The sequence below is a fragment of the Ralstonia sp. UNC404CL21Col genome, assembly GCF_000620465.1.
Lineage (GTDB): Bacteria > Pseudomonadota > Gammaproteobacteria > Burkholderiales > Burkholderiaceae > Ralstonia > Ralstonia flatus.
In genome coordinates this window covers 1,361,927-1,385,494 of record NZ_JIBE01000003.1, presented here as the reverse complement: position 1 = coordinate 1,385,494, position 23,568 = coordinate 1,361,927, and the positions used below count along the sequence as shown (strand labels likewise).

Annotated in this window: 16 protein-coding genes; 11 read left to right on the top strand and 5 right to left on the bottom strand. The window is 60.1% G+C overall.

Features of this window, described 5'->3' with window-relative positions:
• The first annotated feature begins 45 nt into the window (after positions 1-45).
• The 4 genes from N511_RS0106570 to N511_RS0106555 are packed head-to-tail and all read left to right on the top strand — an operon-like array spanning position 46 to position 4,907.
• Positions 46-1,020 (top strand): HlyD family secretion protein, encoded by a 975-nt coding sequence (locus tag N511_RS0106570; RefSeq protein ID WP_027678567.1) that lies wholly within the window; start codon positions 46-48, stop codon positions 1,018-1,020.
• A complete protein-coding gene (locus N511_RS0106565) occupies positions 1,017-1,988 on the top strand; it encodes an ABC transporter ATP-binding protein (RefSeq protein ID WP_027678566.1) in 972 nt (323 codons plus the stop codon). The genes N511_RS0106570 and N511_RS0106565 overlap by 4 nt, the downstream gene beginning before the upstream one ends.
• Complete coding sequence (locus tag N511_RS0106560) at positions 1,985-3,160, top strand: ABC transporter permease (protein WP_027678565.1); 1,176 nt, start codon at positions 1,985-1,987, stop codon at positions 3,158-3,160. The genes N511_RS0106565 and N511_RS0106560 overlap by 4 nt, the downstream gene beginning before the upstream one ends.
• Before the next feature lie 7 nt (positions 3,161-3,167).
• A complete protein-coding gene (locus N511_RS0106555) occupies positions 3,168-4,907 on the top strand; it encodes an efflux transporter outer membrane subunit (protein WP_037026333.1) in 1,740 nt (579 codons plus the stop codon).
• Positions 4,908-5,194: 287 nt separating this feature from the next.
• Here the strand turns inward: N511_RS0106555 and panE are convergent, their stop codons facing one another.
• Positions 5,195-6,151 (bottom strand): 2-dehydropantoate 2-reductase, encoded by a 957-nt coding sequence (gene panE / locus N511_RS0106550; RefSeq protein ID WP_027678563.1) that lies wholly within the window; start codon positions 6,149-6,151, stop codon positions 5,195-5,197.
• A 166-nt stretch (positions 6,152-6,317) separates the two neighbouring features.
• Here panE and ttcA point away from each other — a divergent pair, with 166 nt between their 5' ends.
• The 4 genes from ttcA to N511_RS24810 all read left to right on the top strand — a co-directional run bounded on the left by ttcA (position 6,318) and on the right by N511_RS24810 (position 12,851).
• Complete coding sequence (gene ttcA, locus N511_RS0106545; protein WP_027678562.1) at positions 6,318-7,265, top strand: tRNA 2-thiocytidine(32) synthetase TtcA; 948 nt, start codon at positions 6,318-6,320, stop codon at positions 7,263-7,265.
• 338 nt (positions 7,266-7,603) lie between these two features.
• Positions 7,604-8,971, top strand: a complete 1,368-nt coding sequence (gene glmU / locus N511_RS0106540; RefSeq protein WP_027678561.1) for a bifunctional UDP-N-acetylglucosamine diphosphorylase/glucosamine-1-phosphate N-acetyltransferase GlmU — start codon at positions 7,604-7,606, stop codon at positions 8,969-8,971.
• Positions 8,972-9,088: 117 nt separating this feature from the next.
• Positions 9,089-10,927, top strand: a complete 1,839-nt coding sequence (glmS, locus tag N511_RS0106535) for a glutamine--fructose-6-phosphate transaminase (isomerizing) (RefSeq protein ID WP_027678560.1) — start codon at positions 9,089-9,091, stop codon at positions 10,925-10,927.
• Between the two features lie 130 nt (positions 10,928-11,057).
• Entirely contained in the window at positions 11,058-12,851 is a 1,794-nt protein-coding gene (locus N511_RS24810; protein ID WP_081785323.1) for a TnsD family Tn7-like transposition protein, read from the top strand.
• Here the strand turns inward: N511_RS24810 and N511_RS24805 are convergent.
• From N511_RS24805 to N511_RS24800, 4 genes are all read right to left on the bottom strand, one after another.
• Positions 12,805-14,640 carry a TnsD family Tn7-like transposition protein gene (locus N511_RS24805; RefSeq protein WP_081785322.1) on the bottom strand — a complete coding sequence of 612 codons (1,836 nt, stop codon included), beginning with the start codon at positions 14,638-14,640 and terminating at the stop codon, positions 12,805-12,807. The genes N511_RS24810 and N511_RS24805 overlap by 47 nt on opposite strands.
• Before the next feature lie 4 nt (positions 14,641-14,644).
• A complete protein-coding gene (locus N511_RS23760; protein ID WP_051530832.1) occupies positions 14,645-16,150 on the bottom strand; it encodes an ATP-binding protein in 1,506 nt (501 codons plus the stop codon).
• On the bottom strand, positions 16,147-18,222 hold the full coding sequence (locus N511_RS24540) for a Mu transposase C-terminal domain-containing protein (RefSeq protein WP_027678559.1): 2,076 nt from the start codon (positions 18,220-18,222) through the stop codon (positions 16,147-16,149). The genes N511_RS23760 and N511_RS24540 overlap by 4 nt, the downstream gene beginning before the upstream one ends.
• Before the next feature lie 94 nt (positions 18,223-18,316).
• Positions 18,317-19,174 (bottom strand): TnsA endonuclease N-terminal domain-containing protein, encoded by an 858-nt coding sequence (locus N511_RS24800; protein WP_081785321.1) that lies wholly within the window; start codon positions 19,172-19,174, stop codon positions 18,317-18,319.
• Positions 19,175-19,782: 608 nt separating this feature from the next.
• Between N511_RS24800 and N511_RS0106510 the strand changes: the two genes are divergently transcribed.
• From N511_RS0106510 to N511_RS0106500, 3 genes are all read left to right on the top strand, one after another.
• Positions 19,783-21,003 (top strand): AAA family ATPase, encoded by a 1,221-nt coding sequence (locus N511_RS0106510; RefSeq protein WP_027678557.1) that lies wholly within the window; start codon positions 19,783-19,785, stop codon positions 21,001-21,003.
• Between the two features lie 12 nt (positions 21,004-21,015).
• Entirely contained in the window at positions 21,016-21,792 is a 777-nt protein-coding gene (locus tag N511_RS0106505) for a metallophosphoesterase (protein ID WP_027678556.1), read from the top strand.
• A 125-nt stretch (positions 21,793-21,917) separates the two neighbouring features.
• The gene (locus N511_RS0106500) at positions 21,918-23,552 is read left to right on the top strand and encodes an anti-phage dCTP deaminase (protein WP_027678555.1); all 1,635 of its coding nucleotides are present in this window, start codon (positions 21,918-21,920) and stop codon (positions 23,550-23,552) included.
• Positions 23,553-23,568 lie beyond the last annotated feature (16 nt).

The following is a 23,568-nucleotide window of genomic DNA, read 5'->3' as shown; positions in this document are numbered from 1 at the left end:
TACACGGCAGGTCAATCGCATCAATCGAATCCCGCGGAGGGCGGTATGCGGCAAGCGTTGTGCATGGGTAGGGCAGGGTCTTTGGCGGCGGCATCGGCCGCAGCCATCGTGCTGGCGGGCTGCGCCAAACACGACGACCGCACCTACCAGGGCTATGTGGAAGGCGAGTTCGTCTACGTGGCCTCGCCGGTGGGCGGGCGGCTCGAACATCTCGGCGTGCAGCGCGGGCAGACCGTCAACGCGGGTGCGCCGCTCTTCGTACTGGAATCGGTGGATGAGACGGCGGCCCGCCAGCAGGCCGCCGCGCAACTGCAAGGCGCCGAAGCGCAACTCGCCGATCTGAACGTCGGCAAGCGCGTGCCGGAGGTGGACGCGGTGCGCGCGCAACTGGCCCAGGCGGTGGCGGCGGACAAGCTTTCGTCGACGCAGCTCGCGCGTGACGAAGCGCAGTTCCGCGCAGGTGGCATCGCGCAATCGCAGCTCGATGCAAGCCGCTCGACTGCGCAGACCAATGCGCAGCGCGTGCGTGAGTTGACCAACCAGCTGCGCATCGCCCAGTTGCCGGCGCGCAATGACCAGATTCGCGCGCAATCCGCGCAGGTGGAAGCCGCGCGTGCGGCGGTGGCGCAAGCGCAGTGGCGGCTCGATCAGAAAGCGCAGAAGGCTACGCAGGGCGGTCTCGTGTTCGACACGCTGTATCGCGAAGGCGAGTGGGTTGGCCCCGGCAGCCCCGTGGTGCGGATGCTGCCGCCGGCCAACGTGAAAGTGCGCTTCTTCGTGCCGCAAGGCGTGGTCGGCGCGCTCAAGCCGGGGCAAGCCGCGCGCCTGCACTGCGATGGCTGCGCGGCGGATATCAACGCCACCGTCACCTACATCGCCACCGAAGCCGAATACACGCCGCCCGTCATCTACAGCAACGCGACGCGCGAAAAGCTGGTCTTCATGGTGGAAGCGCGGCCGGCTGCGGCCGACGGTCCGAAGCTGCGCCCGGGCCAGCCCGTGGAGGTCACGCTGCCATGAGCGCTGCCAGCCACGACGGTCAACCGCACACACGTACCGGCGACTACGCCATCGACGTGCATGGCCTGAACAAGCACTTCGGCGACAAGCACGTTGTGAAAGACCTCTCCATGCAAGTCGCGCGCGGCGAGATCTTTGGTTTTCTCGGCCCCAACGGCAGCGGCAAGACCACGTCGATCCGGATGATGTGCGGGCTGCTGACGCCCGACAGCGGCAGCGGCTCCTGCCTCGGTTACGACATCCTTAAAGAGTCTGCGCAGATCAAGCGGCGCGTCGGCTACATGACGCAGCGGTTCTCGTATTGGGACGATCTTTCGATTCGCGAGAATCTGGACTTCGTCGCGCGCCTGTACGAGATGCCCAATCGGCGCGAGGTGGTGGACCATGCGCTGGAGCATCTTGGGCTGGCCTCGCGTGCCAAGCAACTGGCGGGTTCGCTGTCGGGCGGCTGGAAGCAACGTCTGGCGCTGGCCGCGTGCATGCTCCACAAGCCTGAGCTGCTGCTGCTCGATGAACCCACCGCCGGCGTGGACCCGAAAGCGCGCCGCGACTTCTGGGAAGAACTGCACCGGCTGGCGGCGGAAGGCATCTCGGTGCTCGTCAGCACGCACTACATGGACGAAGCCGAGCGCTGCCACAAGCTCGCCTACATCGCGTATGGCGAACTGCTCGCGCACGGCACCGCCGATGAGGTGATCGCCGCACAGCATCTGTCGACATGGTCGGTTTCGGGCGGCAATCTAGTGGAACTGGGCCGCAAGCTGGAAGGGCAGCCCGGCGTGGATCAGACCGTCGCGTTTGGTTCGGTGCTGCACGTGACCGGGGCCGATGCCCAAGCCCTGGAGGGCACGCTCCGCAAGCTCGCCGGAGAATCCGGCACGCGCGCCGAGCCGATCGACACGGGCCTCGAAGACGTGTTCATCCACATGATGAAGCGCTCCTCCGACAACTACGGGGCGCAGCCATGAAGGCGGACGGCAATCGGTTTTCGTTGGTGCGCTGGTGGAGCGTGGTGCTCAAGGAGTTCCTGCAACTGCGCCGTGACCGCGTGACGTTCGCCATGATGATCGGCATTCCGATCATGCAGCTGTTCCTGTTCGGCTTTGCCATCAACGCCGACCCGAAGCATCTGCTGACCGGCGTGATTGCCGCAGACCAGAGCGAGTTCACGCGCAGCTTCCTGGCCAGCATGCGCAACTCCGACTACTTCGACCTGACGACCACGCTGGTCGACGAAACCGCGGGGCGCGAAGCGCTGGCCAAGGGACAGTTGCAGTTTGTCGTGTCCATCCCGCCGGACTTCACGCGCCGGCTCGTGCGCGGAGAGAAACCCTCGCTGCTCGTGGAAGCCGATGCCACCGACCCTGCCGCTACCGGCCTGGCTGTGGCGTCGCTCTCGCAACTGGTGCAAGGCGTCGTCAACAAGGACATGAAGGGTGCGCTGTCGCCGCTGGCCGGAGGTGCGGGCGCGGGCCCGAGCGCGAGCGGTGCCGCGCCGCCATTCGATGTGCGCATCCACAAGCTCTACAACCCGGAAGGCATCACGCAGTACAACATCATCCCAGGCCTGATGGGCACCATCCTGACGATGACCATGGTGATGATGACGGGCCTGGCCATGACGCGCGAGCGCGAGCGCGGCACGATGGAAAACCTGCTCGCCACGCCGGTGCATCCGCTGGAGGTGATGACGGGCAAGATCGTCCCGTACATCTTCATCGGGCTGGTGCAGGTGACCATCATTCTGCTGATGGCGTTCTTCGTTTTCCACGTGCCGTTTGTCGGCAGCGTGTGGATGGTCTACGTGTCGGCACTGCTGTTTATCGTGGCGAGCCTGACGGTAGGGATCACGCTGTCGTCGCTGGCGCAGAACCAGTTGCAGGCGACGCAGCTGACGTTCTTCTACTTCCTGCCGAACATCCTGCTCTCGGGCTTCATGTTTCCGTTCGTGGGCATGCCCAAGTGGGCGCAGGTGATCGGCAACCTGCTGCCCATGACGTACTTCAACCGACTCACGCGAGGCATTTTGCTCAAGGGCAATGGATGGTTTGAGCTGTGGCCGAGCATCTGGCCGTTGATGGTGTTTACGGTGGTGGTGTTGGGGGTGGCGTTGCGGTTTTATCGCAGGACGTTGGATTGAGGTGGCTATGTGGACGCGGTGGATTCGACGTGCTGACGCTGGTGGTGCATCCCTTGTTTCGTCCCCTGGCGGGGCCGACTTACTTTCTTTGTCTTGCCAAAGAAAGCTAAGCAAAGAAAGGCACGCCCGAGATGGCGACTTCCCCTTGGATTTTTGTAACTGTGCGGAGACGGGGAAAACTCGCTTCGCTCAGACAGTTCCCCGTCTTGTTTCCACCCGCTTACAGAAATTCAAGGCGCCATCTAGGGCAGGGTACGGCCGAACCATCGGTGGGCACCTGTTGGCGGTGGGGCGTGCGGTGGTGGGTGGCGAGCGGTTGCTTGGCGTTGTGATTGTTGTCGCGTTATCTCTGAGCGGCTGTGCCGTCGGTCCCGATTTCAAGGCACCTGCGGGGCCTGCAGCTACCGGCTATTCCGCGCAGCCTGTTTCGCCCGAAACCGCATCCGCGCCCGTGGTTGGCGGCGAAGCGCAGCATCTTGTCGATGCCAATGTGCCGGCGGATTGGTGGCACCTGTTCCGATCGCCGGCGCTGGATGCGTTGGTGGACGAGGCGTTGCGCGCGAGCCCGTCCGTCGCGCAGGCGGAGGCGCGCTTGCGTCAGGCGCAGGCCGAAGCGCAGGCGCAGTTCGGCTATGCGTTGCCGTCGGTGGATGGCACCGTGTCGGCGGTGCGTCAGCAGATCAACCCGGAGGCGTTCGGTTTCAACACGCCCAAGCCGGGGCCGTTTACGCTGTATTCGGCGTCGCTCTCGGTGTCGTATGCGCTCGATATTTTTGGCGGCGTGCGCCGGGCGCTGGAAGCATCGCAAGCGCAGGTCGATACGCAGCGTTATGAACTCGAAGCGGCGCACTTGTCTCTGGCAGGCAATGTGGTGACGACCGTGGTGCGGATTGCCGCGCTGGATGCGCAGATCGCGACCACGCAGCGATTGGCGGCCGAGCAGCGCAAGCAGTTGGAGATCACCGAGCGGAGGTTGAGCGTGGGCGGCGTCGCGCAGGTCGATGCGTTCTCGCAGCGCACGCTTGTTGCGCAGACCGACGCCACGTTGCCGCCGCTCGCGCAACAGGCTGCGCAGCAGCGGCATCGTCTATCGGTATTGCTCGGCCGTGAGCCCGGCGCTGGGTTGCCGGACTTGCCGTCGCTCGACGCACTGCATCTGCCCGACCCGCTGCCGGTGTCGGTGCCATCCACGCTCGCGCAGCGCCGCCCCGACATCCGCGCTGCCGAAGCGATGTGGCACGAAGCCAGCGCCAACGTGGGCGTGGCCACGGCCAACCTGTTCCCGCGCATCACGTTGTCCGCAGGCCTGGGTTCGGAAACCACCAGCTTCCGCAACCTCCTCGGCGCCGGATCGAGCATCTGGAACCTGGGCGCCGGGCTCACGCAGCCAATCTTCCACGGCGGCACCCTGCGCGCGAAAAAACGCGAAGCCGAAGCCGCCTATGACGCTGCGGGCGCCGCCTACAAGCAAGCCGTATTGCAAGGTCTGCAAGAAGTGGCCGACGCCCTCCACGCCGTCAACAACGACGCCCAAACGCTACAGGCCCGAGCGCTCGCAACCGACCAGGCGCAACAGACCCTGCGCGCCGCCCAAGCCCGCCACGCCGCCGGCGGCATCAGCACGCTAACGTTGCTGGACGCCCAACGCCAGGTCGACCAAGCCACGCTGCAACAGGTGCAGAGCCAAGCCGACAGGTTGCTAGACTCCGCCGCGCTCATGCAGGCCCTAGGCGGCGGCTGGCAATAAACCAGGAACAGCGGCAAACCAAATCGACAACCCAAGCCTCCAGAAGGTGTGGCCGTACCCGCCCTAGATGGCGCCTTGGATTTTTGTTGCGGGGAGGAAAAAGGAAGGAGCCTTGTCTGAGCGCAGCGAGTTTGGCTCCTTCCCCTCCCCGCGACACAAATCCAAGGAGGGGGTCGCCATCTCGGGCGCGCCTTTCTTTGCTTACTTTCTTTGGCAAGACAAAGAAAGTGAGTCAGCCCCGGCAGGGGATGAAACAGGCGTGAACCCAACGCGCAAAAAACAAACAGTCAGCCAGCCGCCGCCCGCAACAACCGCTGCTGATAAGCCTGCAAATGCGCAAACGCCACCCGCAGCAGCGACACATCAACGCCCAACGCCCGCCCACGGCGCAGCATGTCCCCCACGATGTGATCCGCCTCCACCCGCGCGCCGCTCTCCAGATCCCGCAGCATCGATGCCGTCAGCGGCGACCCCGCCTGCGTCAGCACGTTCAGCGCACGTTCGCGCGCCGCCTGCCGATTCGGATACCCCGACGCCGCCGCCACGCGCTCGCACGCGTTGAACATCGCCTCATTCAGCGCCGCGCCCTCATCCGTGGCAACAATCTCGCCCACCGTCGCCCGCATCAGGCACGTCATTGCCGCCAGCGAAGTGAGGAACGTGAATTTCTCCCACATGTCCTGCATGACGTTCTCGGCCAGCACGGAATCAAAGTGGGCCGTGGCAAACACATCGCGAATCGCCTCGGTGCGCTCGCGGGGCGCATGCGGCGTGCGCTCGCCAAAGGTGATCGAATGCGCGGCGGGGCCCTGCCCGTTGCTCAGATGCAGCACCGCGCCATCCGGCGCACTCGTCGCACTGATGTGGCACAGCCCACCGAGCACCCGCGATTCACCAAACGCCGCATCCAGCCGTTCCAGATGCGCCAGACCGTTGAGCACCGGCAGTACCACCGTGCGCTCACCGACCACGGGGCGGATGGCCGTGATGGCGTCTTCCAGGTCGTGGGCCTTGCAGCTCAGCAGCACCAGGTCGGCACGGCCCCAAGCCGCCGCCTGGTCTGCAGTGATGGTCTGCACGGGCAATTGCGCATCGCCGTGCGGGCTGCGGATCACGAGACCGTGTTCGCGCAACCGCGCCGCACGCGCAGGGCGCACCAGGAACGTCACGTCCGCGCCCGCCTGGGCGAGCCGCCCGCCGAAATAACCGCCGGTGCCGCCGGCGCCAAGCACCAGAGTCCGCATTGCTGTCGTCATGGGGTTGGTTTCCATCGAGCCAAAGATAGGCAAACGATTCTAGGCCTGTTCGCGCGACCCTGCAGGCGGCGCCCCGCGCGCGCTAAAATGCTGATTTTCCTCACAATTTGACGCCTGTCCGGCCATTATTCAGCGCTGGCGGGGTCGATAAGCCATGACGTTTTCCAATAATTTCCACCGCCTCGAAACCCGTCTGCAGTCGCAGGTTGGCCGCGCCATCGGCGACTTCAAGATGATCGAAGACGGCGACACCATCCTCGTGTGCCTGTCTGGCGGCAAGGATTCGTACACGATGCTGTCGGTCCTGATGGCGCTGCAGAAGCGCGCGCCGGTCGACTTCAAGCTGATCGCCATGAACCTCGACCAGAAGCAGCCCGGCTTTCCGGAAGAGGTGCTGCCCAACTACCTGAAGAAGCTGGGCGTGGAATATGTGATCGTCGAGGCGGACACCTATTCGATCGTCAAGGAGAAGGTGCCCGAGGGCAAGACGACGTGCTCGCTGTGCTCGCGCCTGCGCCGCGGCGTGATCTACCGCACGGCCAAGGAGCTGGGCGCCAACAAGATCGCGCTGGGCCATCACCGCGACGACATCGTCAACACGTTCTTCCTGAACATGTTCTTCGGCGGCAAGATGAAGTCGATGCCGCCCAAGCTGGCCACCGACAACGGCGACCACATCGTCATCCGGCCGCTCGCCTATTGCGCGGAAAAGGACATCGCTTCCTACGCCCGCGCGATGGAGTTCCCGATCATCCCGTGCAACCTCTGCGGCTCGCAGGAAAACCTGCAGCGCAAGAAGGTCAAGGAGATGCTGCTGGAGTGGGAGCGCCAGACGCCGGGCCGCATCGACAACATCTTCGCTTCGCTGCAGAACGTCGTGCCGTCGCACCTGGCCGATACCGATCTGTTCGACTTCAACGGGCTGACCACGGGCCTGGCGAAGATCGGCGAAGACGCGCTGTTCGGCCAGACTGCCTACGACCAGGCCCCGCTGGTGTTTGCCGGCTCGCACGACGACCGCATCGAGTTCGTGCGGTTTGAGCGCAAACCAGGCGACAAGCCCGCCGAGCAAGCCGTGCCCGGGGAGGCCGCGGCAAGCTGAGCGCGACCCGCTCCACACGGGGTGGCACACGGTGCACACATGCGCGCCGCGCGCCATGCCGGGCGTCCGCCATCCGCCCGACCGGCCAGCGGGTTACCCGTCTCGGTCATGGCGCGATTGCAACAATTCCACCGTTTGACCGGTTCAGGGGGAGGGTGGGCCCCATGCTAGAATTTTTCCATCTGTGTCTTATACGCCGCAAAAGCGCCCCGCAGAAGGGTTTGCAGGCGGTCCGGCCATCCTGAGGGGAGGTGGCGGGCGGTGGGTTTCAGGCAGCCAATCCCGGTGCCGGCAACCCGTCGCAGGCTATCGCTTCGAGTCACTCTAGGAACCTCCTTGTGAATATCGTCATCCTGGCTGCAGGCATGGGCAAACGCATGCGCTCCGCCCTGCCGAAAGTGCTGCACCCCCTGGCCGGCAAATCGCTGCTGGCGCACGTCATTGAAACCGCGCGCACCCTGTCGCCGACGCGGCTGGTGGTGGTTGTCGGTCATGGCGGCGATCGGGTGCGCGAGATGGTTGGCGCGCCCGACATCGCTTTCGCCACGCAAGACAAGCAACTTGGCACGGGCCACGCCGTCATGCAGGCCGTGGACCAGCTCGACGAGAGCGTGCCCACCCTGGTGCTCTACGGCGATGTGCCGCTCACCCGCGCCGAAACGCTGAACGCGCTGGTGGGCGCCGCCGGCAACGACCACCTGGGCGTGCTGACCGTGCATCTGGGCGACCCGACCGGCTACGGCCGCATCGTGCGCGACGCCGCCGGCCGCATCACGCGCATCGTCGAGCAGAAAGACGCCAACGAAACACAACTCGCCATCCATGAGGTGAACACCGGCATCCTGGTGTGCCCGACGGCCAAGCTCAAGAGCTGGCTTGCCACGCTCTCCAACGACAACGCGCAGGGCGAGTACTACCTGACCGACGTCATCGAGCGCGCCGCCAGTGAAGGCGTACCCATCACGTCCGCCCATCCGCTGGCCGAGTGGGAAACGCTGGGCGTGAACAGCAAGGTGCAGTTGGCGGAGCTGGAGCGCATTCACCAGCGCAACATCGCGCAGCAACTGCTGGAAGACGGCGTGACGCTCGTCGACCCCGCGCGCATCGACGTGCGCGGCAAGCTCACCTGCGGCCGCGACGTGGTGATCGACGTCAACTGCATCTTCGAGGGCGATGTCACGCTGGCTGACGGCGTGCGCATCGGCGCCAATGCGGTGATCCGCGATGCCGCGATCGAGGCCGGGGCCGAGATCTTGCCGTTCTGCCATATCGAGCGCGCCAAGGTTGGCGCCGACTCGCGCATCGGCCCGTACGCGCGCCTGCGCCCGGGCACCGAACTGGCCGAAGACGTGCACATCGGCAACTTTGTCGAGGTCAAGAACAGCCAGATCGCGGCGCACAGCAAGGCCAATCACCTGGCCTACGTGGGCGACGCCACGGTCGGCTCGCGCGTCAACATCGGCGCGGGCACCATCACCTGCAACTACGACGGCGCGAACAAATTCCGCACCGTCATCGAAGACGACGCCTTCATCGGTTCCGACACGCAGCTCGTGGCGCCGGTGCGCGTGGGCAAGGGCGCGACGCTGGGCGCCGGCACCACGCTGACCAAGGATGCGCCCGACGGCAAGCTGACGGTCTCGCGGGCGCGGCAGGTCACCATCGACAGCTGGCAGCGCCCGGTCAAGCAGAAGAAGGAAGGCTGACAGGTTTTCTCCTGCGCCGAACAGCGGATGCCGCTTCGGCACACGAGCATCGATACTGAATTACCGAGTGCGGCGCACATTTGAACGTGCGGTCACACCCCAACTGGAGAAATCAACATGTGCGGTATCGTTGGCGCGGTTTCCACGCGCAATATCGTTCCCGTCCTGATCGAAGGCCTGCGCCGCCTGGAATACCGCGGCTATGACTCATGCGGCGTCGCCGTACAGCGTGACGGACAGCTCGAGCGCGCACGCACCGTGTCGCGCGTGGCCGATCTCGATGCCCAGGCACAGACCAGCCACCTCGATGGCGCCATCGGCATCGCGCACACCCGCTGGGCCACGCATGGCCGGCCGGATACCGTCAACGCGCACCCGCACTTCTCGGGCGACACCATCGCCCTGGTCCACAACGGCATCATCGAAAACTACGAGGCGCTGCGCGAAGAACTCAAAGCCGTCGGCTACGGCTTTGAATCGCAGACGGATACGGAAGTCGTCGCGCACCTGATCCACCAGGCCTACACGTACCCGAGCAGCGCCACGCGCGGCGACCTGTTCGCCTCGGTGCGTGCCTCGGTCAAGCGCCTGCACGGCGCCTATGCGATTGCCGTGTTTGCACGCGACAACCCCGACGTGGTGGTGGGCGCGCGCGCCGGCTCGCCGCTGGTGGTGGCGATCGGCGAGAACGAATCGTTCCTCGCCTCCGACGCGCTGGCCGTGGCCGGCACCGCCAGCCGCATGGCCTACCTGGAAGAAGGCGACGTGGTGGAACTCACCCGCGACGGCTTCACCGTGGCCGATGCAAACGACAAGATCGTCGAGCGTGAAGTGAAGGAAGTCGGCACCTACGCTGCTGCTGTGGAACTCGGCCCCTTCCGCCACTTCATGCAGAAGGAAATCTTCGAGCAGCCGCGCGCCCTGGGCGACACGCTCGAAGGCGTGCAAGGCTTTGCGCCTGACCTGTTTGGCCCCGAAGCAGCCCAGGTGCTGCCCAAGGTCGACAGCGTGCTGATCCTGGCGTGCGGCACGAGCTACTACTCGGGCTGCACGGCCAAGTACTGGCTTGAATCGATCGCCAAGATCCCGACGCAGGTCGAGGTTGCCAGCGAATACCGCTACCGCGAGACGGTGCCCAACCCGAACGCGCTCGTCGTCGTGATCTCGCAATCGGGCGAAACCGCCGACACGCTGGCCGCACTGCGCCACGCACGCGAACTGGGCCACACGCATACCCTCGCCATCTGCAACGTGGCGACCAGCGCCATGGTGCGCGAGACGCAGCTCAAGTTCCTCACGCGCGCCGGCACCGAGATCGGCGTGGCGTCCACCAAGGCGTTCACCACGCAGCTGGCCGCGCTGTACATGCTGGCGCTGACGTTCGCCAAGCTGCGCGGTCATCTGAATGCCGAGCAGGAAGAAGATGCACTGCGCCATCTGCGCCACCTGCCGTCGGCGCTGAACGCGGTGCTGGCGCTCGAGCCGCAGATCATCGCGTGGTCGGACGAATTTGCCCGCCGCGAAAACGCACTGTTCCTCGGCCGCGGTCTGCATTACCCGATCGCCCTGGAAGGTGCGCTCAAGCTCAAGGAAATTTCGTACATCCACGCAGAGGCCTACCCGGCCGGCGAACTCAAGCACGGCCCGCTGGCCCTGGTGACCGAGCAGATGCCGGTCGTGACCGTTGCCCCGAACGACGCGCTGCTGGAAAAGCTCAAGTCGAACATCCAGGAAGTGCGCGCGCGCGGGGGCAAGCTGTACGTGTTTGCCGATGCCGATACGCATATCCAGTCGAGCGACGGCATCCAGGTGATCCGCATGCCGGAGCACTACGGCCAGCTCTCGCCGATCCTGCACGTGGTGCCGCTGCAGCTGCTGGCGTATCACACGGCACTGGCGCGCGGCACCGACGTCGACAAGCCGCGTAACCTGGCGAAATCGGTGACTGTCGAATAAGTTTCGGCAGGCGCAGAAACAGATGATCATTTACAAATATGTTGGCCCCAGCGCAAATATGTTTGGGTTCTGAAAAATATGTTTGTCCTGGGGCGTTTCGGCCCAGAGTTCCACATGAGGTGGTCGACGTTTGGTACCAGCCGTTGAGGTAGTTGAGGCAGCATACGATTGCTTTGATGGCCGGGGCGAGCAGCTCGACGCCGCTGCGTTGCTCGCACAGGCCTATCGCGAACCGCTAGCTTTGTGTGCCCCGCCTATCCCAGGGGAAAGCTTGATTTCCCAGGTTGGGCGGTATCACGTTACCAGTGGAAACCTAACTACGCGGGATACGTACGCAGAGCTCTTCCGGCGTTTGCCGTTCCAACTCACAGCCTGGGTTCCGTCATATGTTGGAGCCCTAGGTGATCGTTTTTTCACACGACCAAGTCAGACGATTCAGTGCCTCCTGCGAGAGAGCACCATGTTTCCGCTATTGGAAATGTTTACTGGCGCTGAGTTCGCTGCGCGGGACGAGCAAAGCCATATCGACGCGGTGCTCCAGGGGCTTCCAAAACACACAGCCGGCGCATTTAATCGGACGCGTCTTTGCCCTCAATGTCTGACGGAAAATGAAGACAGGTACGGCACGCCAGCTATTCTGAATGCACATCAGATACCCGGCGTTTCCGTATGCTTCCGCCATGGCATTCCACTCTTAGAGCAATGCCCCACATGTCGGTGCCCCTTTGAGCGAAAGGCAGACTTGGTATTGACCCCGTGGCGGGGCTGTTCTGCTTGTGGAAGAAAGCCGACTGACCAACAAGTCGAGGGGCTCCTCGCGGACGAGGGCGACCACGCTATCGCCTTCGCTCGCTTTGCTGCTCAGTTGTTGATATCAGGCCTCCGCGGCGCCTCGCGTGAGGGAATTGTCCAACTTTACCGGGCCGGCATCCACGAGCTAGGGGTGACGCATAGAGGCGCAGTCAATCGAAAAGAGTTGATTCGGCAGATTGTGGATCGATATGGCGAGAAGTTCGTCAAACGAGTTGATCCCGCGTTTCGCACTGATCGACTCTCAGCGTGGCTTCATATCCTGATCGAGAGCGCGACATGGGAGGTCCACCTCGGCAGGCATTTGCTACTTTCGTTCTTCCTCTACGAGGAGGCCGAACGATTTCTAACTCGGTACCGTGAGATTGCACTGCATCCCCGTGCGCGATTGACTAAGCGCCTTGCTCGAACGGAGGTTCCCGACCAGCCGCCGCTATCAGGCGACCTAATTGGGCAAGTTGTCGCAGCTTCAAAAGCAATTCCGAACTGCGATCTCGATACGCTGTGGCGAGAGCACTACGGCCTGATGAAGCGTCTTGTTCGGCAGAATCCCGGTGCGCTCGATGACCTGCGGAAGGAGCTGGAGCGTGGCAGCCAGCGAGACTACAAGTCCTCAGGGGACACCACACCCAACTCACATCCAAACGACGCATTCTGGGCAAAGGAACTCATGCAATTCGCGCCTCGTTTCTACAACGGAGCCGAGTATCCCGAGCGAGGCACTCGACAACTGTTGCTGAGGCGAATTGGCTGGAAACACAATCCCACTTCAGATCTGCCGAGATTCCCTCTGTTGAGAAAGGAGCTGGCGGCTGCGTGTGAATCGCCCTGGCATTTCTATATTCGTAGAATCCTATGGGCTTTGACTCAGCCGTCCGCTCGCGCGTGGTCAAGGAGCAAGGTTTGCAAGATATCCGGGGTGGAGGTGCGCAAGGGGCAGGTTCTAATGGACTACTGTGCGCTAAAAGTTGTTCCAGAAGTAGCCGGCCCGTCAGACGTGATGCGGATACTTCGGGATTGGCAGATCGGTTTGAGCTGGGAGGGGCCATGCCCAGAGCGCGTCTTTTCTAGTGTGGGACGCGGTTACCAACGTCGTACACACGGTGACGGCTAGGGATGCCCGCGAGACGGCGCAGCCGTGACGGCGGAGGCGAGATTCCTTCCTCATTGGTTAGCTGTTGGTTCCACCATTCCAAGCGTCTAGCTTGAAACTCGGGAACGGACTCAAGCACGTCCTCAAGGAGGATGTTGCAGATTGGCAGCTTGGCACGATGCTTTTCCAGCCAGGACACATGGCCAGTACGTCGTCCCAACTCACGCAGCGTAATTCTGACCGGCGCCTCTTCGGAGACACGTATCGCTTGCACCGTCGATCGAATGGCTTTCGCTAAGTGAGCATCCCGCATATTCCAGTCGACACAGCTCTTCGGCGCTCTTGTTGCGGGAGGCAAATCCAGCAAGCGCTCAATAAGCCACGCATGATCATTCCGGTACAGCCACATGTAGCAAGCCGGTATTCGCCGGCGTAGCTCGCTTGGTGAAGGAATGGGGTGGTTCTCGAGCGCAGCGATCATGCAATGCCTACTTTCATCGCGTCGCAAAGACCGCTGAACCTTCCTGCGAACGCGTTGAAGGTCGCAATCTTCGGCGAGGACGCGACTGGCCGTAGATGCGGATATTCCCAGTCGATGTGCGGTCTCAGCCAACGGGGTACCTTTGCGGAGCAATAGTCTTATTGCGTCGCGCTGAGCAGCAAAGACCCGCTTACTGCGCCGAGCAACCCTAACGCCGTGGCGGTGGGCGATCGTGAGGATTGTATGGATACCGACACTCAACTCATGAGCGGTATGGCGTGCGGAATATCCTTCGCTTTCCATAAGCCGGAGCGCATCGGCTACTACGGAAGAATCATTGAGGGCCGCCGGCTGGCGCCATACCCCAGATGGTGCACTCGTGGATACTCTTTCGTAAAGAAACGCATTAACCGATGGAGCGAGCGATCCGATCAGTAAGAGATGCTTCAGCGGGTGATGTATCGCGCGTTGCTTCCGGACGAGGGTGGTCAACCAACTGTGGTCATCACGAATCGAAGCGAATAGAGTGGCAAACGGCTCGGTACCGGAAACTGGTTCCCAGTAATTCATAACGTGCCGCTGTAATGCTACGATACATACTCTCTTTCCAGATGTGAGCAGGCCGTAGTTGCCCAGCCAAACGAGGTATCGCTCACGTAGGGCAAGTGCCTGCAGTGCAGTTTCTGAGGGCGAGTTCAGTAGTTCAGTGCCAAGCGAGGCCAGACGAACTAGCTGGGCTTTGGTGGCCTCTGGCAGGTCATGTGCCGGACGATTGAACGGAACCAGTCGCTCGTCAGGCAGAAATAGCGTGTGGCGATGAATGTGCTGCGACAGGTGATGGCATTCATTCAACGCTAGTACATGATTCGGGCACATCAGTACCCCGGGCAGTTGGTGTATTCGGTGCCAGGTCGCTACCCCTAGGTTTGCGAGATCTGCTTCGGCACAGCCGTCACAGTATCGCAGCGTACTTGCGCCACCGAGTCGGCTGCTGATGAGCCCGAGCGAGAGTTTCAAGCCAGTTGCGGCTGTCAGCCACATTGATGACTGCACGGCTCCGTAGCGATCGACTGGAACAAACAATCTCCAGTAGGGAAGGACGGTATGCCGGTCGACTATCGAGGAATATGGCGAACGATCAGCCATGCCCAGGTAGTCGAACAGCCGCCCGAGATGGCCTGGCAGTAGACTGGCAGGAATAACGCGATCCGACCCGAACAGCTCGAGCAGGGAGTCGTTTGACGAACGATTGCCACTTAGACGGTGCTGTCGCGCCGCGATGCCGAATACCGTTTCGTCGGGCGCAGTCATGATGTCGAGAGACCGCATTGAACTACTCCGGGTCAGCAGACGGAAGCGCTTCCCCAAACAGTGTTATGTCTGCGATAGCTCCGGCTCGCTTTAGGGTCCCATATACATCATCGGACTGTGCGGCGCTCCGAAGGTCGTTCTCATGAAGTTCTGGCTGTGGGCGTCGCTTTCCACTCTTGCGGGTATCTTCCGGCGAAATAGGTGTAGCCATCTCGTGGCTCCGTACTCCCATCAACTCGTCAAGGCGTGCATCGATATTCGCTGCTAGCGAAGTGGCTGTCGCACGCTCGATCACACTACGACTGGGTGGAAGGAGATCCTCAAACTTTGTCAGCGACTCGTCCGTATTGCTACGCAACGCATCTATCGCCGGATGCAGTAGCACGAGCTGCTCGTTGTATGTGGCACGGACGCATTCGACCGTCAGCGTTTCTGAACCGTCGAGCATGGCGCGTTGCTGCGCTAGCTTGAACAAGATAACTAGGATGTCCGTGATACCTTGCGTGAGATCGTAGAAGGTGTAGAACAACTCTTCATCGAGTTCCGTTGGTTTTTGCGTCCACTGATACGTCCACAAGCGCCTGACGAACTTGACCCAGTCGGCATCGTCATGCGAACTTGGGACCTCAATATCTATCAGACCACTTTCCGACGCGCGGCGAGCATCTTTCAATTCGCGCTTAAAGAGTCGTATAGCCTTGTAGGTACCGACAAGGACAGTCGGTACCTTCAATTGCTCACGTAAGTCCTGAATGAAATCAAGCAACGGTGCAGCGCCTTGTGTTTTGGCGAGATCCAATCGTTGGATTTCATCAATGACAAGCAGTCCCAAAAAATAGGTTGCCGAGTGCTGACGCATCATGCCCTCAAGCTCATCACGAGTGAGCTTGCTGCGCGAGTACATGCGTTCGTACTTATCTATAGCAAGCGCATGATCTAGTTGTCGTGCGAACTCTCTGCAGAAGCTTGAAATCGATCCATTCTCGGGGCAGGTCACTTTCAGCCAAACGATCTGCGTAATTGGAAGGCGCGATCCGTGATAGAGCTCGTGGCGGACGACTTGATCGGGGTAAGTGCGTAGCACTGCGTCGATCGCAGTGGTCTTCCCAATTCCACTAAGACCGACGATGGTGGCCTTCGAGTCAGCAGCCATGAGTTGGTCCGATGAACTCGATATTCTTGAACGGCCTTCGGTATGAGTGTTGGCGTGGTAAACGCGGCGCCAAGTATCCGCTTGCAAAGGGTTACGCATGACGTACCCAGCCCGGATGAGTCGCGATACCGTTCGCTCGATTTCATAGTACTTTGGTCGCGGCACCACAACGTGCTTCAAGCGTGCGAGCAGGTGCCAGCGCTGTTCTGCCGGAAGCTGCCGCTCAGCAGGGTCAAATTTCGGACGGACGAGCATTGCAACGGTTGCATCCCGCTCCGAATAGATGTCCGGAAGTGCTGCGATCAGCGGGTTGTTGCGATACTCCTCAATCGCCTGTTCACGGTAAGTCGCGAGGGTGCCAGCAAGGTGACTCATGATTCCACCGTCCAAATGTCGTCCAGCGGATCGGCGCCGCGCCGGGCGTTCTTGATGGGGACCACATTGGCCGGCTTTCGTCGAGCATCGAGCGCCGTTTGCCGTGAGAGTATTTCCTCTCGCGTCCTGTCGATACGCTGTCCTGATTTTTCGAAGGCACGGTTCCCGCCAATGTTGCGCAGGGCCTCGGACTTTGTCATGCCCTTACGCGCCGCACTGGCCTCCTGTTTTGCGTTCGAAACAATCTCCTCGCATTCCGCGCTGTATTGCGCATTCCGTGAGCGCGTGTCATTTGCCTTGCGCTCCGAGGCAGCATTCAGCAACTTGATTCGGTCCCAAAGCTCTTCGATACGAGCAATTTTGAACTGCTCTTCGCGATCGACGAGGTAGCAAGCTTCCCACTCTCCTTCTTCTTCATTTCGAATCCAGATCGTCGATGGCGCGTACGGCAGGTGTCGAACTTCCACGTGACCGTATCGTCCCCTTATACGTACGCGCGCGAACTGCTCTTCGCGCTCCAAGCGAGCATTCGTATAGTGTCGGGATTCGAAGCGAAGTCCATTCGGCCGAACCGACGCGGTTCCTTTGGGTAGCAGATTTGTCCAAACCTCGTGGCGACTCCGTATGTTGGCGCCACCAGTCAGGTTCGATAGCCCCCAGTTCCACACTGCCGTCGGTGTGGCGTCAGTGAGGTTCTGGCCAAGCATTGCTTCCGGCAAACGGCCGGCGTTGTAATTGGAGTGATTGAACCGGATAAATCGGCGAATCAGAATGCTGGTGAGTTCGGGAAGATTTAGGCAAGCATCCATTGCATATCCGCGCTTCTTAACCTCTCTCTCCCTCGCATTGATGGCTCCTGGCAGAAAATTAACTTGCTCAAGATTTGTCAGGCGGAACTGTTGCTCGACGTTCGGCTTCCAGTCGCCTCGTTGCACTGCGGCGTTTTGCGGGCAAATGCCGAGGGTGCCCGAAAGATCGTCGGCTGCCAGGCCGCACAGCTCTCCGTTGTCTCCCAACAGATATCGTGGCAGATGGTGGCAGGGCCACATTTCCTGCGTGATCTCAACACCGAAGTCCTTGCAGAAGGTGACCTTGTCAGTGAACGCGTTAAAGAGGGCTAGGCGGGCACCTTCCCAGCTCGGTCCCTCAAGGCCAAGATAGAACCCGACGACCATTCCGGAGAAGACATCAACAACGACGTATAGAACAGGGCGGCCGATTATCCAGGCACGGTTGAACACAGAAACGAGATAGATGTCCATCAGAGTGGCGTCGATCTCAAACCGTGCACACGGTCCGAAAACGTGCCGCCGCGATGAACCCATCACACCACGCATGCGGAGATTCCAGGTGGACGTGTCAACATTGCGTTTGGTGATAGATAGGTCCAGATTCAGCTCTTCAATAACGCGGTTGAACTGCCGATACGATGGCGCTTGATGAGGAGCGGGTTCGATTGGTACAGAGATACTGCCTTGTTGAACGTAGCCGGCACTGAAGTACTTCGTTTTGGTGTCGCGCCACGCCTTCATGCGCGATGTACCCCCCTTATAGAACTGAGTAATGCCGGCGACAATCCGTTCCCGGACATCGGCCACGGCAACACCGAGAAGGCTTGCATCGTCGGTTGACAGCAATCGATCGGGGCGCCGTCCACGTTTTGCAGATCCTGCTTTCTGCTTGCGTTCTTGTCGCGTTCCCTGTGGTCCGCAGAGATCATAGAAAGGGATGAGTGTAGCCTTGCTGTTCCCGTGCGCCCAGTAGCGATAGAGTGGTCGCCGTACCGATTTTGCGGCAATGCCAAGTTGCCTTGCCCGCAGGCTGATAATGCGACCACGAGCTTCGTCGTCAAAAATGTCCGGGATGTATTGCTCATCGACCAACGGAGCGATGATCGACCATAACCGGTCTCGCATCTCGACATACCTGGCGGGGATGGCGTCTAGGTCTCTCAATGCAAATGGGCGTGGCCGCATCTGCACAATAGCCAACAGCCCTGAATCCAAGGCCTCTTTGATCTTGCCGTAACAGAATGCGCGAGGCTGCTTGAGCTTCGGTTCGATGCCGATCATGACGATGAGATCGGCCGGTGCATCCAGCCAGAGTATTCTTTGAGGATGCGTGAACCTAGGAGAGCCAATGCTTGGGGTTGAAACTAAGACTTGGTTAAGCGCTAAGCTTTGTGGTGTCGCCATCATCTATCTCCGAGGCAAAGTGGCGCACATGACGCACGATGACGGGATGACGTGGTCCGATGTCTGCGGTCATATCGATCTCGATGAGATGTTGCCAAACGCAGTGACGAAACAGTCGGTCGGCGTCATGCCGGGTGAGCTGCAGTTCGTTCGCTGTTGCCTCAAGCAACACCTGCAGCGGGATATCTTTCATCCAGCGATGCTGTACGAACCGTAAGAATCGGGGGATGAGGGGTGTAAGGCATACCGGTTCGGGATACGCAAGGTAGCTTAGCCATTCGAGATTCATGATCCGAACGCGATCAAACTCACGTTCGGTAACCAAGGTCCACGGTATTCCACGAGAAAGCCAGTACTCCTGTTCGAGTCGCAGTTTTTCGAGGACGCGTTTTCGTTTCCTGCTCTGAAGCTCGCTTGACGATTTGATGCTGTATGCGCGGTGCTCGATTTTTCCCGAAGGCCCTCGAAGGGTCAGAAGAAAGTCGGTCGTGATAACCGTTAGCGTTGAAGTGCCGGGGTACTGGGGGTGTCGTATGCCAAGCATTTCTGAGAGACCCGCGGTTTTTTCTTGCGGGAACAGTGGGAACTGTTCGCGTATGTCCAGCACCTCCTCGGCGAAATCGGCGTAAAGGAAGAAATGGAGTTCGATGTCAGACAGTAGATGATGGAGGCGGCTGGTGGTGAAACCCCACGGTCGACTCTTGCGGCCGCTGGATGGCACGTCTCGGATCGTGAGCCACGGTCGATAGCCGGGGCCTGTTCCCGAGCCAAGCCCAGCGTCCCGCCATCGCTCTATATCGATAGTCGTGATGTTGCGACGCTTTTTCATTGCTTGATCAGGCTAGTTCTACTTGGCTACGGCGGTTGTCGTAGGGTCTTACGTCTAACGGCAATCCTCGACCCTGAGAGGCAACTCGCTCAGCAGTAGTCGCCATGTGTCCAAGCTGCATCGTCGAGTTGACTCGACACGTCTATTTCTGATGGCGCTTTGTGCGCAGAGAGCTCGCTTCTCACTTTCTAAAAGCGTATCCCGATCGGATTAAATATGCAAAAAAAAGGTGCTTATATTTTTTTGTATCATTTTTGATATCTATTCATGATTAAAGTCCGGATTTTCTCGGGATTGTTGATTTCTAGTTTGGAAAAGGTTGCCTAGTCGGTTGCCATGATTTTTCAATAGACCCAACCCGGTTGATGTTGTATGGTCGAAGAACATAGCAACGCAGATTCCATCTCGCACGCACTTCTCCATGGCTGCCCAGCGTATCCACCGTCACCAATCAATCCTAGCGGTCGGTTTCGGCAGCCGCGCGTTCGCTCATCGTGAGCGAACCAGCACGCGAATAGCAGGCTGATTCCCAGCCCCTATTTGTCCCGGCATAGAGCCGGCTAGACATCTGCGGCGACACGCCGCCAGTTCGCGTATGGAGAAACATCTTGAACGTTCCCCGAAAGTCACCGGAGTACCCGCCTGGATTTGTTCCCTTGAGGGAGCTTGCCGTACTGCGCAGCCCGGCATCGTGGGCGCTACTCGTCCCGTCGACCACGTACACGGTCCTTGATGCTGCCGAACAAGCCAAAGTGGATCTTGCTGAGGTCAAGGAGGATGAGCCCGAATCCCGCTCGCCACAACCACCTACAGTCGCGGCGACAGAAGTAGTGCCGGCGCGCCGCCGGACCAGGGGCCGGCATATTCACGTCTTTGCACAGGAGGCGCTGGAGCAAGCCAGCGCAAACCTGCAAACGGCTGATCGCTATCAGCAGAAGCACGCAAAGGCATTGTTGGAGCAGGCTGCTACCAACGATGGATACCGTGAACTGCCTCGCATCCAACCAGCCCTGAAGAAGCTCAAAGAAGCCCACAGCTCGCTGGGCAATCTGCGTGAGCCAATCCAGAAGTTAACGATTGATCTGACGCTTGCCGCTGCCATGCGGGCGAAAGACTTTCGTGTTCGACCGATTCTGCTGACGGGTGAGCCTGGAGTTGGCAAGACCCAGTTCGCGTTGCAGTTGGCCGAGATCTTGGGGGTGCCCATGCAGAAGTGGTCGGCTGGAAGCGCGCAGGCCAATTTCCAACTGACCGGCGGCGACAGCGCTTGGCGGAGCGCTCGGCCAGGGATGATCTTCGACATGCTGGCAAAAGGAAGCTCTGCGACACCCGTTCTCGTCCTGGATGAGGTGGACAAGATTGGCGATGATGGCCGCTACCCGGTCACTCCGGTGCTACTCGATTTGCTGGATACTGAAACGGCGTGCGCGTCCCAGGACGCGTTTCTACGCATGCCGTTTGACGCGAGCCGGATCATCTGTGTCCTAACAGCCAATGATGTCGACGCCGTGCCGCCCGCTCTCTTAAGTCGAGTGGAGGTTTTCGATATCCGCGCGCCTGACCCCGAACAAAGGCTGCAAATCATTCTGGCCGAGGCTCAGCGGTTGCAACGCGCAACGGGCCGTCGCATCGAGTTGGATATCCACGCTGCTGATGCCCTTGCCGAACGGAGTGATCTCGATCTTCGCAAGACACATCGTTTGGTACAAGATGCGTTCGCTACAGCGATGGCGTCAGGCAAGCTCATCGCCGTGCCGATGATGCCAAAGCGTGTCGGGGCACAATCGATCGGTTTCGTAGCGGGCAGCCGATCTAATGCAGGGAACTAGGAGTCGCCAACAATGAACCTCCTGATCCTGAGTGACCTCCATCTTGAGTTCTCGTTGCTCAACATCGACACCACTGGTGTCGATGTCATCGTGCTTGCTGGCGATATTCACCTCGGTACCCGAGGCATCCCGTGGATCGAAGCTCAGAGCAAAGGCCTTCCCGTCATCTATGTGCCCGGCAACCATGAGTTCTACAAAGGGGAGCACAGTCGAGTGCTTCGCGACCTGCGTGTGGCATGCGCGGCGACGCCGAACGTTCATCTGCTCGACATGGACAAGATTACGATCGGGGATGTGGAGTTTCTAGGTGCGACACTTTGGACAGATTTCGCGCTGTACCGTGGCACAGAACAGAGCGTACTTTCGGCAGAGGGCTATGCCGCGAGGGGCATGAGTGACTTCACGGGTTCGATCCGCTTTGAGGCGCGTGGCGTGTTCCGAAAGCTCCAGCCGAGGGACACGATTCAGATGCATATCGCTGCGCGACAGTGGTTGAACAATGAACTGATGGCTCCTGCGCAGCGTAAGCGCGTTGTTATCACTCACCACGCGCCATCAGGGCAAAGCGTAGCGCCCCAGTACCAGGATGACCCTCTCACGCCGGCGTACGCCAGTCGTATGGAAAGCGTTGTCCAGCTAGCGAACCTATGGATCCATGGTCATATGCATGACAGTTTTGACTACACCGTGGGGGAATGTCGGGTCGTCTGCAACCCGAGAGGTTATGCCCCCAAAGGAAGGGGTGCTGAAAATCTCGAATTTGATGCGGGGCTTGTTCTGAATTTCTGAGGGTGTGAGTCTGTTCCCATGCCTAGTGGTGCAATGGCTTGCGCGGCGGCGCCCCATCACCACACGCTAGGGCGAGCAGATTCAGGCTATGCTTAACCTCAAAAATCAGTCCTAAAGGGGGGGGCATGTCGAAATCGAACCTGGTTGAGCTTACGTCGAAGAGGGCACCTCGCAACACAGGAGCATTTGATGACCAGAATGCGATAGACAAATCTCGCACCGCCGAGATTGTGATTGCTCTGTGTGGGCCAATGGGTACGCCGCTGCATGAGGTGGCAAAAACATTCGAGAAGCTACTCAAAGGTACGGATTACAACTACGAGCATGTCTCTATCATCCGCCTCAGCGACGAGATCAGAGAACTCGCTGGCCTTAAAAACCAGAACTGCTCAACAAGGCAACTAATCGAAGCAGGGAATGAGTTGCGAAAGAAGCATGGCAATGCATACCTTGCTCGGATCGCAATCAACCAGATCACTATCGCGCGCGAAGGTCTGAACGTAGACCACAGTAAGGAGCAAGCTAGTCTTTTCGACGAAACCGACTCCGATGAGGATCTGAGGCCCATTTTCTCCATCCCGAGTTGCCACATCATCGATTCCATCAAGAACGTTGACGAACTTCGACTTCTGCGATCGGTGTATGGCGACATGCTGCATGTTATTGGTGTCTACACACCTATTGAGATGCGTATCGAGAAGTTGTCGAAACGTACCAACAGGGGGGATCACGTCCACCAATTAATCGATCGTGATTCTGGAGAGGAGGTCGACTATGGGCAGCAAGTGGGAGACACGTTTCCTCAATCCGATTTCTTCCTTCGTGCCGACGCAGGTACAGACTCGCAGTTGCACGCCAGGGTCAAGCGCTTCCTTGATCTAATGCTTGGAACACGTATTGCAACGCCCACACCAAATGAGCGTGCGATGTACGCGGCGTACTCTGCGGCGCGCAACTCAGCATGCCTATCTCGCCAAGTGGGAGCAGCGCTCATCGGCGAGAAAGGAGAAGTCTTGTCTGTGGGTTGGAACGATGTTCCTCGCCCGTTTGGCGGCCTCTACGAAGCCCAAGATGTTGCTGACTCTGTTGATGGAGATCACCGATGCTGGAACATAGACGGAGGTCACTGCTTCAATGATGAGGAGAAGGACCTCATCGCGAGTGCCGTGGTGGATCGCATGGTCGTCGGCGGGATCATCGATGACGCCAAGCGAGAAGACGCCTTCAAAATAATTCGCCGGGACAGCCAACTGCGTGGGCTGATCGAATTTTCGAGGGCGGTCCATGCCGAGATGCACGCATTGCTCAACGCGGGCGCAGTACATGGTTCCCAAGTGCGTGGCGGCAAGCTGTTTGTGACCACTTACCCCTGCCACTCATGTGCGCGCCATATTGTCGCGGCCGGAATTACAGAGGTGTACTTCCTCGAACCATATCGAAAGAGCTTGGCGACTAAGTTGCATGCCGACGCGATCACGGAGCGTGAAGGCGACAGCACAAAAGTCCGGATCTTGCCCTTCGATGGCGTAGCGCCTTCTCGCTTTCTGAAATTTTTCTCCACGCATGATGGAGGGCGAAAGGACCCAGTTAGCGGAAAGATGAGGGTGCGGGCGGCGTATCCTGTAACCGCCATCACCCTCGAGGCGATTCCAACGCTTGAGGCTTTGGCGGTCCGTAGTCTACAATCCCGCCAGCCACAGGCCACTCCTGCTGTCGGCGCTAGCGCCGGCCAGAATGATGGCTCAGACGAAGATAAGTGAGCACTTGCGGGGTTAA